The following is a 12,799-nucleotide window of genomic DNA, read 5'->3' on the forward strand; positions in this document are numbered from 1 at the left end:
GGTTGAGCATCAGGTGTTGTCGGGACTTGGTCAACACGCTTCAATGCGGTGGAACTTGGGGCCGTGAACGACGCCGTACGGATGTGAACAATCCCCGCACGCCCACCAGGCGGTCCCCGGAACCCGCGCTGACGGTCTGACCAGCCGTTTGTGAACATTCACAGAAAGGCCCGCGTATGCGGCACGGCACAGAGCACGTGGACCTCGTCCCGGCGGAACTGGAGACGGCCCTGCGGGGCGGCCCCTTCCACATCGCACTGCGCGCCGCGATAGCCGCCCGCGGACTGCCGCTGCAACGCGTGCAGCACCACCTGTCGCGTTACGGCGTCAAGGTGGGCGTGACCAGCCTCAGTTACTGGCAGCAGGGGGCCCGGCGTCCACAGCGCCCGGAGTCACTGCGTGCCGTGCGCGCCCTGGAGGAGATCCTCCAACTGCCGGACGAGTCGCTGATCCGGCTGCTCGCCAAGAGCGAGGAACTCCCGGGCTCGGACCGCCCGGCGAGTCGTTCCTACCGCGCCCTGGTGGAAGCGTCCGGAATACTTGAACGCCTGCTCGACGAACTGGAGTCCCCACTCGACGGCGGCCTGCACACCATCGGCCACCACGAGCGGGTGCACATCGGCGCCCACCGCGAACTGCGGGGCCGCGAGTCGCAGCACATCGTCCGCGCCCACAAGGACGGCGTCGACCGCTATGTCGCCATCCACCACGGCGACCCGGGGTGCGCGCCCAACCGGATGGCCGTGCGCGCCCTGGAGAACTGCCGGACGGGCCGCGTGCGCTGGCACCACGACACCGGCGTGCTCGTGGCCGAGTTCCTCTTCGACACCCGGCTCCGCGCCGGCGACACGTTCCTGTTCCGCTACGGCTTCGACGACGGCACGGCGGGCGCCTCCAGCGAGTACCTCCGGGGGTTCAGCTTCGCCGGCGGGCAGTACGCGCTCCAGGTGCGCTTCGACGAACGGGCGCTGCCGGTGCGCTGCCACCGGTTCACCCAGCACTCGGCGGCGGCACCTCGCGGTGGCCGCCAGGAGCTGACGCTCAGCGGACAGCACCGCTCGGTGCACCTCGTGGAACAGCGCGTGCGGTCCGGCATCGTGGGGATCGCCTGGGACTGGGAGTAACGGCCAGCCGGGGAGAGACGGCCAGCCGGGGAGTGGCGGCCTGGGAGTAGCGGCGTCAGGCCGGCGGGCCCGCGACGATCTTGCCGTCCCTCGGCTCGACGGACAGTTCGTGGAGCGGCTCGGTGGCGGGCGCGTGCAGCACCTTGCCGGTCCGCGCGTCGAACTCACTCCCGTGACAGGGACAGGTGAGGGTCGTCCCCGCCAGCTTGTTGATGGGGCACCCGGCGTGCGTACAGATCGTGCTGTACGCCTTCAGCGAGCCGTCCTCGGCATGACTGACAACCACGTTGTGATCCCGGTACAGCTTGGCGCCCCCCTTGGGGACCTCACTCTCCGCACCCAGCTCCACGGGCGCGGTGGGCGTCGGCGGGACCGCACCGCCACCGGCCCCCGACGAACAGGCGGCCACTCCGAGTCCGGCGACCGGCACCACGGCGGCCCCTCGCAGAACGGTACGGCGGCTCGCGGACGGAAGGCCGGGCATGAGGTCTCCCCTGGTCGGAGGCGTGTGAGGGGTCTGACGAACCGACGATACCGGCGTGGATCAGTCCGGGACGGGCGGGGTGGGGGGTGCGGTGGGGGCCGGTGGATGTGGCGGGACGCGTGGGGTGGATGGGACGGAGGGGGTGGGGTGGATGCGGCGGGGTGGATGGGGTGCGTAAACGCTTACGTAAACGCTTGCGTAAGCGTTTACCTCGTTGGCCGGAGGCGCACTGCGATGCTGAGCCCCGGGTTCGGTCGGGCCGGGGAACGCCCTGGGACGGCGAGCCGCGCGCCCGGGGACGTAAACGCTTACGCGAGCGTTTACCTCAGCGTCCGGCCACATCTGCGGCGCCCCACCAGGGACTCAGGACGCAGGCGTAGGCAGAGACGTAAGCGCTTACGTCTCTCACCGAGCGCGCATCGCCGTCGCATCGCGCGCCGCACCTGAACCGCGGACGTAAACGCTTACGTAAGCGTTTACGTCCGCCTCGCCTTGCGGTAGGTTCCCGCCAGGACGGGCCTGAGAGCCCCTCCCGGAAGGGGAACGCCATGGCGACGATGCTGGACGTCGCACGACACGCGGGGGTGTCGATCGCGACCGTCTCGCACGTCCTGAACGACTCGCGGCCGGTACGCCCCGAGACTCGTCAGGCGGTGCTGGACGCCATCGAGGCGCTCGGGTACACGCCTAACACGCTGGCCCGTTCGCTGGTCACAGCGCGCACCCGTTCGATCGGGCTGGCGGTGTCGGCGATCAGCAACCCGTACTTCACGGAGATCCTGCAGGGGGTGGAGGCCGGCGCGCTGGAGCACGGTTACAGCCTGCTCATCGCCGACCCGCACGACGATCCCGAGCACGAGCAGAAGGTCGTGCGGCTCCTGCACGAGCGACGGGTCGACGGCCTGATCGTCGCCCCTTCCGCGGACCCGTCCGGGCTGTTGGGCTACCTGGGACGTCACAACGTGCCGACGGTGTTCCTCGACCGGCTGGTCGACAGCGGGGCCTCGGCGGTCGACAGCGGAACCTCCGCGAAGGGACCACGCGCCGGGAGCACCAACGCCAACGTTGCCGAAGACGACGGGCTCGCGGCTCCCCGGTACCGCTTCGACCAAATCAGTGCCGCGAATGCCGAGCCCATGACGCAGTTGGTCGGGCATCTCACCGGACTCGGCCACAAGCGGATCGGACTGATCGCGGGCCTGCCAGGACTCAGCACCACGACCGAGCGGATCTTCGGCTACCGCCAAGGGCTCGCCGGCGCCGGCCTGCCGTACGACGAACGGCTCGTGGTGCACGGCGAATCGCAGACCCGGGCCGCCGAACAGGCCACCGGAGCCCTGCTCTCTCTCGCGGCGCCTCCCACGGCGCTGGTCACCGCCAACAACGCGATGACCATCGGGGCGTTGCGTGCCCTTCAGGACCTCGGACTGTCGGTACCGGACGACCTGGCGCTGTGCTGCTTCGACGACTTCGCCTGGGCCGACCTCTTCGCGCCCAGGCTGACCGCGGTCTCCCAGCCCAGCAAGGAGATCGGGGCCCAGGCCGTCCGGCTGCTGCTGGAGCGGCTGGCCTCGCCGGAGCGTCCGGGACGGACCGTGCGGCTGCCGTGCACGTTCGTCCACCGCGGCTCGTGCGGATGCCCGGAGGACACGGGGAGACGTACGCCTCGATCGCCGTCCGCCGGCTCCGAAGGTTCAGACCGGTCGGACCCCTCGGACCGGCCGGAGCGCTCAGGCCGGTCGGACCGCTCAGATCAGGCGAAGCGCTCGGGTAGGTCGAAGCGCTCAGGTCAGACGGACCAGACGGACCAGTCCGACCCCTCAACCCAGTCGGACCGCATAGGCGGCCGTGTGAAAGGACCCCTGTCGTGATCGTCGTCGCCGGTGAGGCTCTGATCGACCTGGTCCCGCAGGGCGCGGGCGCGCTCGTGAGCCTGGTGCCCCGACGCGGTGGCGGTCCCTACAACACCGCGGTAGCCCTGGGCCGCCTCGGCTCCCCCACCGCCTTCTGCTCCCGCGTCTCGACCGACGTCTACGGTGACGCGCTGCTGGACGGTCTGCGCGAGGCGGACGTCGACGTGTCGTCGGTGCAGCGGGGTGCCGAGCCGACCACGCTGGCCCTCGCCTCGGTCGGCGCGGACGGTTCGGCCGCGTACTCCTTCTACGTCGAGGGCACGGCCGACCGCCTGTTCGCGGAGCCCGAGCGCCTTCCAGACGGCACGACCGCGGTGTCCTTCGGCACCTGCTCGCTCGTCCTCGAACCGGGGGCGAGCGCGTACGAGACGCTGATGCGGACCGCCGCAGCGAACGGTGTGTTCACCGCCCTCGATCCGAACATCCGGGCGGTGCTGATCCCCGACGCGGACGCCTACCGCGCCCGGTTCAAGAGCTGGCTGCCGTCGGTCTCGCTGCTCAAGCTGTCCGCTGAGGACGCCGAGTGGCTCGGCGGCACCCCGGCCGAGTGGCTGGCCTCGGGCCCCACCGCCGTCGTGGTGACGCGAGGCGGGGACGGTCTGACCGTGTTCACCCGCGACGGCTCGGTGCACTCCGTGCCCGGTGAGCCGGTCACCGTCGTGGACACGATCGGCGCCGGTGACACGGTGAACGCGGCGTTGCTGCACGGCCTCGCCGTCCGCGACGCCCTGTCACCGGCGGCTCTGGCCGACCTCGGCCCCGACGGCTGGACGGAGCTGCTGACCTTCGCCGCCCGCGCGGCGGCGATCACCTGCTCACGCGAGGGCGCGGAACCGCCGTACGCCTCCGAACTGGGCGGCGACCTGTAGGCCGCGCGCTGACGAAGGCGAGCAGGCCCGCCGACGTGCCCGGATGATCACCGCGCCCGACCGCGGAAACGCGCGGCGCCCCACGGGAGGTTCCCGTGGGGCGCCGCGTTTCTGCCGGTGTCGGGCGAGGGCGTCGCGCGCCCGGCCCGTCAGGCCTTGCGGGCCCGCGTGGTCTTCTTCGCGGGGGCCGCCTTCGTGGCCGTCTTCTTGGCGGGCGCCTTCTCCGCCGCGGTCTTCTTCGCCGCGGCAGCCGTCTTCTTCGCGGCCGTGCCGACGGCCTTGGTGGCCGTCTTCCGTGCCGTCGCCCCCGCCGCCACCGTCTTCCTGGCGGCCTTGCGCGGTGCCTTGACCGAGCTGCCGTCGCTGATCCGCTCGGCGCCGAGGATCTCGCGCAGGAACTTGCCGGTGTGGCTGGTCGAGACCCCGGCGACCTGCTCGGGCGTGCCCTCGGCGATGACCAGGCCACCGCCGCTGCCGCCCTCGGGGCCCATGTCGATGACCCAGTCGGCGGTCTTGACGACGTCGAGGTTGTGCTCGATGACGATGACCGTGTTGCCCTTGTCGACCAGACCCGAGAGGACCTTGATCAGCTTGCTGATGTCCTCGAAGTGCAGACCGGTGGTCGGCTCGTCGAGCACGTACACCGTGCGTCCCGTGGACCGCTTCTGCAGCTCGCTCGCGAGCTTGACGCGCTGGGCCTCGCCGCCGGACAGCGTCGGCGCGGACTGGCCGAGGCGCACGTAGCCGAGACCGACGTCGTGGAGCGTCCTGAGGTGGCGGGAGATCGCGGGGACGGCCTCGAAGAAGTCCAGGGCCTCCTCGATCGGCATGTCGAGGACCTCGGCGATGGACTTGCCCTTGTAGTGGACGTCCAGGGTCTCCCGGTTGTAGCGCGCCCCGTGGCAGACCTCGCAGGGGACGTACACGTCCGGCAGGAAGTTCATCTCGATCTTGATCGTGCCGTCACCGGAGCAGTTCTCGCAGCGGCCGCCCTTGACGTTGAAGGAGAAGCGGCCGGGGAGGTAGCCCCGGACCTTCGCCTCGGTCGTCTCGGCGAACAGCCTGCGGACGTGGTCGAAGACTCCGGTGTACGTCGCCGGGTTGGACCGGGGCGTCCGGCCGATGGGCGACTGGTCGACGTGCACGACCTTGTCGACGAGGTCGTCGCCCTCCACGCGCGTGTGCCGGCCGGGCACGTTCCGTGCGCCGTTCAGCTCGCGGGCGAGGTGCGTGTAGAGGATGTCGTTGACCAGGGTCGACTTTCCGGAGCCCGAGACGCCCGTGACGGCGGTGAGCACGCCGAGCGGGAAGGACACGTCGATGTCCTGGAGGTTGTTCTCCCGGGCGCCGTGCACCGTGAGGCTGCGGCTCGGGTCGGTGGGGCGCCGGATGTCCGGGAGCTGGATCTCCCGCTTGCCCGACAGGTACTGCCCGGTGACCGAGTCGTCGTTGGCGAGGAGTTCCTTGAGGGAACCGCTGTGCACGACCTTGCCGCCGTGCTCGCCCGCGCCGGGGCCGATGTCCACGACCCAGTCCGCGACCTTGATGGTGTCCTCGTCGTGCTCGACGACGATCAGCGTGTTGCCCATGTCGCGCAGGCGGACCAGGGTCTCGATCAGGCGGTGGTTGTCCCGCTGGTGCAGGCCGATGGACGGCTCGTCCAGGACGTACAGGACGCCCACGAGACCGGAGCCGATCTGCGTCGCCAGGCGGATGCGCTGGGCCTCGCCGCCGGAGAGGGTGCCGGCCGCGCGGTTCAGCGAGAGGTAGTCCAGGCCGACGTCGACCAGGAAGCGCAGCCGTTCGCTGACCTCCTTCAGGACGCGCTCGGCGATCTTCTTGTCGCGGGCGTTCAGCTTGAGCTTGCCGAGGAAGTCCGCGCAGTCGCTGATGGACATCGCGGAGACCTCCGCGATGGACTTCTCCATGACCGTGACGGCAAGGACGATCGGCTTGAGGCGCGTGCCCTGACAGGTGGGGCAGGGCACCTCGCGCATGTAGCCCTCGAAGCGCTCGCGGCTCGCGTCGCTCTCGGCCTCGCTGTGCCGCCGCTTGACGAACGGCACGGCGCCCTCGAAGGGCGTGGTGTAGACCCGCTCGCGCCCGTACCTGTTGCGGTAGCGGACCTCGATCTGGGTCTTGTGCCCGTACAGCAGGGCCTTCCTGGCGCGCTGCGGGAGACCGGCGAAGGGGATGTCGGTCCGGAATCCGAGGGCGTCCGCGAGGGCTCCGACGAGACGGCCGAAGTAGTCCTTGGTGTGCCCGTGCGACCAGGGGTGGATGGCGCCCTCGTCGAGGGACTTGTCCTCGTCCGGGACGATCAGCTCGGGGTCGACCTCCATGCGCGTACCGATACCGGTGCACTCGGGGCAGGCGCCGAAGGGCGAGTTGAAGGAGAAGGAGCGGGGCTCCAGCTCCTCGAAGGACAGGTCGTCGTACGGGCAGTACAGGTGCTCCGAGTACATGCGCTCGCGCTCGGGGTCGTCGGCGGGGAGGTCGACGAAGTCGAGGACGACCATGCCGCCGGAAAGCCCGAGGGCGGTCTCCACGGAGTCCGTGAGGCGGCGCTTGGCGCCGTCCTTCACCGTGAGGCGGTCGACGACCACCTCGATGGTGTGCTTCTCCTGCTTCTTGAGCGTGGGCGGCTCGGTGAGCTGGATCGTCTCGCCGTCCACCCGGGCACGGCTGTACCCCTTGGTCTGGAGATCGGCGAAGAGGTCGACGAACTCGCCCTTGCGCTCGCGCACCAGCGGCGAGAGCACCTGGAAGCGGCTGCCCTCCGGCAGCTCCAGGACCTTGTCGACGATGGCCTGCGGCGACTGGCGGGAGATCGGGCGGCCGCACTCGGGACAGTGCGGCTTGCCGATGCGCGCGAAGAGCAGACGCAGGTAGTCGTAGACCTCGGTGATGGTGCCGACCGTCGAGCGCGGGTTGCGCGAGGTCGACTTCTGGTCGATGGAGACAGCCGGGGAGAGACCCTCGATGAAGTCGACGTCCGGCTTGTCCATCTGGCCGAGGAACTGCCGGGCGTACGACGAGAGCGACTCGACGTACCGCCGCTGGCCCTCGGCGAAGATCGTGTCGAAGGCGAGGGAGGACTTGCCCGATCCCGACAGGCCCGTGAAGACGATGAGCGAGTCGCGCGGGAGGTCGAGCGAGACATTCTTCAGATTGTGCTCGCGCGCTCCACGGACGATGAGACGGTCGGCCACGCCGGTCCGCACCTTTCTTGAGAGAAGTGACAGGGGCGAGGCCCCGTCTTTTTCAGACTAGGGGGAGCCACTGACAACGCCGGGTCGGTTCCCATGGTTGGTAACAATCCCGGGCTCTCCAGCATGCCCGACGCCACCGACGACCATATAGCACGTGCATTCGATTAGCGGCGATGGTCCGGCACCTTCACCCGAACGTGTGGCGCAGCTATCGTCGGGGCCATGAACGATCATGTGCGCGACCTGGCGTCTGTACGTGACGCGACCGAACGGCTGCTCAGCGCAGCCGCCCGACTGGACAACGCCGCAGTGACCGAGTCGTCACGGCTGCCCGGCTGGAGCCGCGGCCATGTCCTCGCCCATCTCGCCCGCAACGCCGACGCGCTCGTGAACGTCCTCATCGGACGCCCCATGTACGTCTCCGCGGAAGCGCGGGACGCGGACATCGAGCGTGACGCGCCGCGTCCCCTCGCCGAGCAGCTCACGGACGTGCGGGACAGCGCGGCCCGCTTCCAGGAGGCCGGCGCGGCGCCCGCGGACTGGTCCCGCACGGTGGAGCTGCGCAACGGCGTCACGGACTCGGCGTCCCGGGTGCCGTTCCGCCGGTGGGCCGAGGTCGAGCTGCACCACGTTGACCTCGGCGTCGGGTACGAGCTCGAAGATCTTCCGGAGGAGTTCACGGAGCGGGAGATCGAGTTCCTCGCCGACCGCTTCGCCGGGCGTCCCGACGTGCCCGCCACGCGTCTCACGGACTCCACGCGCGCGTGGAGCACGGGACGCGGCCGGGAGGGCACCCCGGAGGTCACGGTGACGGGTCCCGCGCCCGCTCTCCTCGGCTGGCTTTCGGGGCGCCGCGACGGCTCCGGGCTGACGGTCGACGGTGGCCCGCTCCCGGCCCTCCCCCCGCTATAGGCTGCCTTCATGACGTACAGCGGAGCGGTGAAGGTCGGCGGGCCCGCCGAGGTGCACGAGCTGTCGGACCTGATGATCTCCAAGGTCGCGGTCGGCCCCATGGACAACAACGCCTATCTGCTGCGCTGCCGGGCCACCGGCGAGCAGCTGCTGATCGACGCGGCGAACGACGCTTCGACGCTGCTCACGCTGATCGGTGACGACGGCATCGCGTCCGTCGTCACCACCCACCAGCACGGCGACCACTGGCAGGCGCTCGCGGAGGTCGTGGCGGCCACCGGCGCGCGCACCTACGCGGGCCGGGACGACGCCGAGGGCATCCCCGTGCCGACCGGCGTCCTCGTGGACGACGGCGACACCATCCGGGTGGGGCGCGTGGAACTCACCGCACGCCACCTGGTGGGTCACACGCCCGGTTCGATCGCCCTCGTCTACGACGATCCGCACGGGCACGCACATGTGTTCACCGGGGACTGTCTCTTCCCCGGGGGTGTGGGCAACACACGTAAGGACCCGAAGGCCTTCGCCAGCCTGATCCACGACGTGGAGACGAAGATCTTCGCCCCTCTGTCGGACGAGACCTGGGTCTACCCGGGACACGGCAACGACACGACGCTGGGTGCCGAGCGTCCCCATCTGCCGGAGTGGCGCGCCCGGGGCTGGTGAGCCGTCTCGGGGCGGCCAGTCGCCTCCGCGACCTCGGCAGCCGGGAAAGAGAGCTCGTCCGGTCCCTCGCGCGCGCCGGCTGGTGGCCTCAGGCGTCAGGTGTCCTCGCGCGTCCGATGACCTCGGGCATCGGGTGACATCAGGCGTCGGGTGACATCGGGTGTCGGGTGATCCGGGCGCCAGTCGACCTCATAAGTTCCTGCGCGCCCCGTGTGAAGCAAACGCACGCACCGGTGGTACTCACGCGCTCCCGGCGCGCGCAGTGGTGCAGTCCACTGGAGACTGCCCGCACAGGATGACGGCTTCTGCGCGGACGGGCCGCCGGCCTTTCGATTCCCGCCCTGGGCCGGCGGCCCCGGCCCCGTCCCCGAAAGCCCGGCCGCCGACCGTGAACACCCTGTGCCGGGAGCGCGTTCACAGGACTGCAACACCCGTTCCCACGATGCGGACAATTCCTGTCGTGACCTGGACAGACAGGTCGTCGCGCTGTCACTCTCCCGCCATGCATCTCGCCCAACGCGCCCTGCGCCGCGCCGCGTCCGCCGCCACCGTCGCCCTGCTCTCCGTCGCCGTGGCCTGCGCGCCGCAGCCGGAGGAGAAGGCCGGCGACAAGGCCACCGGAGGCGCCTCGAAGACGTGCGCGAAGGCCGAGTTGAGCACCGAGACCGCCGGGAAGCTGACGGTCGCGACCGACGAACCGGCCTACGAGCCCTGGTTCAAGGACGGCAAGCCGGCGAACGGCGAGGGCTTCGAGTCGGCGGTCGCGTACGCCGTCGCGCGGCAGCTCGGCTTCGCCGAGGGCGACGTCGTCTGGCAGACGGTTCCCTTCAACAAGGCCTTCGCGCCCGGCGAGAAGACCTTCGACTTCGACATCAACCAGGTGTCGATCAGTGCCGAGCGCAGGAAGGCCGTGGACTTCTCGTCCGGCTACTACGACGTCCGCCAGGCCGTCATCGCGCTCAAGGGGTCCAAGGCCGCGAAGGCGAAGAGCCTCGCGGACCTCAAGGGCGTGAAGCTGGGCGCGCAGGTCGGCACCACCAGCCTGGACTACATCGACGACGTGGTGAAGCCGGCCCGTCAGCCCGCCGCGTACGCGAAGAACGACCAGGCCAAGTCGGCGCTCAAGAACGGCCAGGTCGACGCCATCGTCACCGACCTGCCGACCGCGTTCTACATCACGGCGGCCGAGGTGACGGACGCGAAGATCGTCGGTCAGTTCGAGAACCAGGGCGGTACACCGGAGCAGTTCGGGCTGGTCCTCGACAAGGGCAGCGCGCTGACCTCGTGCGTGACGGGCGCCGTCGACGCCCTCCGCGAGGACGGCACGCTGGCGCGGATCGAGAAGCAGTGGCTGTCCGACGCCGTCGACGCCCCGGTCCTCAAGTGACGCTCACGAAGGAGGAGTCCGGCGAGGGCTCCGGCAAGGACCCCGGCGAGGAGGGCACACGGGACCGCTACGTACCCTCCCGGCGGCGCGTCGAGCGGGAGCGCCACAAGCGCGCCCGTGCCCGCCGCGCGACGGCGATCGCCGCTCTCTCCACCCTCGTCACCGCCGCCGTCCTGTACTTCGTGGTCGTCAGCGCCCCCGGGTGGCCGCGCACCAAGGAGACCTTCTTCGACGCTCGGTACGCGCGCGAGGCGCTCCCCAAGGTCCTCGAAGGGCTGTGGCTCAACGTCCGGCTGCTGCTGGTCTGCGGCGCGGCGGTCCTCGTGCTCGGCATGCTGATCGCGATCGCCCGCACCCTGCGCGGCCCGGTGTTCTTCCCGCTGCGCGCGCTGGCCGCCGCCTACACGGACTTCTTCCGCGGTCTGCCGCTGATCATCAACCTGATGATCGTGGTCCTTGGCGTCCCCGCGCTGCGCCTCCAGGGCGTGACGGTGGACCCGGTGCTGCTGGGCGGCACGGCGCTCACGCTGACGTACTCGGCGTACGTGGCCGAGGTGTTCCGCGCCGGCATCGAGTCCGTCCATCCCTCGCAGCGCGCGGCGGCCCGCTCGCTCGGTCTCACCAACCGGCAGGCGCTGCGGTACGTGGTGCTGCCCCAGGCGGTACGCCGCCAGGTGCCGCCCCTGCTGAACGACCTGGTGTCCCTCCAGAAGGACACCGGCCTCGTGTCGATCGGGGGTGCGGTGGACGCGGTGCGGGCCGCCGACATCATCGTGGGCCGCAGCCTCAACTACACGCCGTACATCGTCGCCGGCCTGGTGTTCGTCGCGCTGACCATCCCCATGACCCGCCTCACGGACTGGGTGACGGCACGGATGGACCGCCGGCGGGCGCAGGGAGGAACCCTGTGAGCAACTCCCCCGTCCTGCGCATGGAGTCCGTCCGCAAGACCTTCGGCGAGTCCGTCGTCCTGCGCGACGTCGACCTGGAGGTCGCCCCGCACACGGTGACCGCGCTGATCGGCGCCTCGGGTTCCGGCAAGTCGACCCTGCTGCGCTGCGCGAACCTGCTGGAGGAGATCGACGACGGCGCGATCTGGCTGGACGACGAGGAGATCACCGACCCGCGTGCCGACCAGGACGCGGTGCGCCGCCGGATCGGCGTGGTCTTCCAGGCGTACAACCTGTTCCCGCACATGACCGTCCTGGAGAACATCACCCTCGCCCCGCGGCGCGTGCACGGCGTGAGCCGGTCGCGGGCCGAGGAGCACGCCCGTGAGCTGCTCGACCGGCTGGGGCTCGGCGCGAAGGCGGACGAGTACCCGGACCGGCTGAGCGGCGGCCAGCAGCAGCGGGCCGCGATCGTCCGCGCGCTGGCCGTGCGCCCCCGGCTGCTGCTCCTCGACGAGATCACCGCCGCCCTCGACCCGGAACTGGTCGGGGAAGTCCTCGCCGTCGTGCGGGACTTGAAGGACGAGGGCATGACCATGGTGCTGGCCACGCACGAGATGGGCTTCGCCCGCGAGGTCGCCGACCAGGTGTGCTTCCTCGACGGCGGTGTGATCCTCGAACGCGGCACGGCCGACGAGGTGTTCGGCGGCCCGCGGCAGGAACGGACCCGGCAGTTCCTGCGGCGCATCGTGGAGGCCGGCCGGCTCTGAGCTCCGCTGTTCCGCCTCTGGTCACGTGGTCGGCCGCCGCGTGCCGGACCGCCCGCGGTCAGGCCTCCGCGCGGCCCGTTCCCGCCAGCGCCGCGATCCGCTCCACCGCGAACGCGTACCCCTGCACGCCGCATCCCGCGATCACGCCGTCGGCGCGCAGCGAGACGTACGAGTGGTGCCGGAACTCCTCGCGCTGGTGGATGTTGGAGATGTGGACCTCCACCACCGGCAGTCCGTCACAGGTGTTGAGCGCGTCCAGGAGCGCGACGGAGGTGTGCGAGTAGGCGGCCGGGTTGATCACGATGCCGCAGTGACTCAGGCGGGCCTCGTGGATCCAGTCCACCAGCTCGCCCTCGTGGTTGGACTGGCGGAAGTCCACCGTGCCGCCGTGCGCGGCCGCCGCCTTGGCGCACAGGGCCTCGACGTCGGCGAGGGTGTCGGAACCGTAGATCTCCGGCTGGCGCTGCCCGAGGAGGTTCAGGTTGGGCCCGTTGAGGATCATGATCGGGGCGTGGGCGAGAGTGCGGGGCACGGTTCCTCCGGTCCTTCCAGGTCTGCCGGCCCGTTCAGGA

At 70.6% G+C, this 12,799-nt stretch carries 11 protein-coding genes; 8 read left to right on the top strand and 3 right to left on the bottom strand.

Annotated elements, in window-relative coordinates:
* Positions 1-176: 176 nt before the first annotated feature.
* Entirely contained in the window at positions 177-1,124 is a 948-nt protein-coding gene (locus tag ACFYQQ_RS27300) for a hypothetical protein (RefSeq protein WP_355784750.1), read from the top strand.
* Between the two features lie 55 nt (positions 1,125-1,179).
* Here the strand turns inward: ACFYQQ_RS27300 and ACFYQQ_RS27305 are convergent, their stop codons facing one another.
* Positions 1,180-1,608: a Rieske 2Fe-2S domain-containing protein gene (locus ACFYQQ_RS27305; RefSeq protein ID WP_355784753.1), complete on the bottom strand. Its 429-nt coding sequence runs from the start codon at positions 1,606-1,608 to the stop codon at positions 1,180-1,182.
* A gap of 548 nt (positions 1,609-2,156) precedes the next feature.
* On the opposite strand from ACFYQQ_RS27305, the gene ACFYQQ_RS27310 reads away from it, so the two are divergent.
* Positions 2,157-3,479, top strand: coding sequence for a LacI family DNA-binding transcriptional regulator (locus tag ACFYQQ_RS27310; RefSeq protein ID WP_355784756.1), 1,323 nt, complete (start codon positions 2,157-2,159; stop codon positions 3,477-3,479).
* Complete coding sequence (locus tag ACFYQQ_RS27315; RefSeq protein ID WP_355784759.1) at positions 3,476-4,390, top strand: carbohydrate kinase; 915 nt, start codon at positions 3,476-3,478, stop codon at positions 4,388-4,390. Before ACFYQQ_RS27310 ends, ACFYQQ_RS27315 begins: the two co-directional genes overlap by 4 nt.
* 149 nt (positions 4,391-4,539) lie before the next feature.
* Here ACFYQQ_RS27315 and uvrA read toward each other — a convergent pair whose 3' ends face one another.
* The gene (gene uvrA / locus ACFYQQ_RS27320) at positions 4,540-7,602 is read right to left on the bottom strand and encodes an excinuclease ABC subunit UvrA (RefSeq protein WP_355780724.1); all 3,063 of its coding nucleotides are present in this window, start codon (positions 7,600-7,602) and stop codon (positions 4,540-4,542) included.
* Between the two features lie 222 nt (positions 7,603-7,824).
* On the opposite strand from uvrA, the gene ACFYQQ_RS27325 reads away from it, so the two are divergent.
* The 5 genes from ACFYQQ_RS27325 to ACFYQQ_RS27345 all read left to right on the top strand — a co-directional run bounded on the left by ACFYQQ_RS27325 (position 7,825) and on the right by ACFYQQ_RS27345 (position 12,227).
* A complete protein-coding gene (locus ACFYQQ_RS27325) occupies positions 7,825-8,514 on the top strand; it encodes a maleylpyruvate isomerase family mycothiol-dependent enzyme (RefSeq protein WP_355780727.1) in 690 nt (229 codons plus the stop codon).
* A gap of 9 nt (positions 8,515-8,523) precedes the next feature.
* Positions 8,524-9,180: an MBL fold metallo-hydrolase gene (locus ACFYQQ_RS27330; RefSeq protein ID WP_355780730.1), complete on the top strand. Its 657-nt coding sequence runs from the start codon at positions 8,524-8,526 to the stop codon at positions 9,178-9,180.
* Positions 9,181-9,682: 502 nt separating this feature from the next.
* Complete coding sequence (locus ACFYQQ_RS27335; RefSeq protein ID WP_355780732.1) at positions 9,683-10,567, top strand: ABC transporter substrate-binding protein; 885 nt, start codon at positions 9,683-9,685, stop codon at positions 10,565-10,567.
* Complete coding sequence (locus ACFYQQ_RS27340; RefSeq protein ID WP_355780735.1) at positions 10,564-11,478, top strand: amino acid ABC transporter permease; 915 nt, start codon at positions 10,564-10,566, stop codon at positions 11,476-11,478. Before ACFYQQ_RS27335 ends, ACFYQQ_RS27340 begins: the two co-directional genes overlap by 4 nt.
* A 20-nt stretch (positions 11,479-11,498) precedes the next feature.
* Complete coding sequence (locus tag ACFYQQ_RS27345; protein WP_355780752.1) at positions 11,499-12,227, top strand: amino acid ABC transporter ATP-binding protein; 729 nt, start codon at positions 11,499-11,501, stop codon at positions 12,225-12,227.
* A 58-nt stretch (positions 12,228-12,285) separates the two neighbouring features.
* Here the strand turns inward: ACFYQQ_RS27345 and aroQ are convergent, their stop codons facing one another.
* A complete protein-coding gene (aroQ, locus tag ACFYQQ_RS27350; RefSeq protein WP_355780737.1) occupies positions 12,286-12,759 on the bottom strand; it encodes a type II 3-dehydroquinate dehydratase in 474 nt (157 codons plus the stop codon).
* Positions 12,760-12,799: the final 40 nt, after the last annotated feature.

Source organism: Streptomyces sp. NPDC005496, assembly GCF_042872045.1.
Taxonomy (GTDB): Bacteria; Actinomycetota; Actinomycetes; order Streptomycetales; family Streptomycetaceae; genus Streptomyces.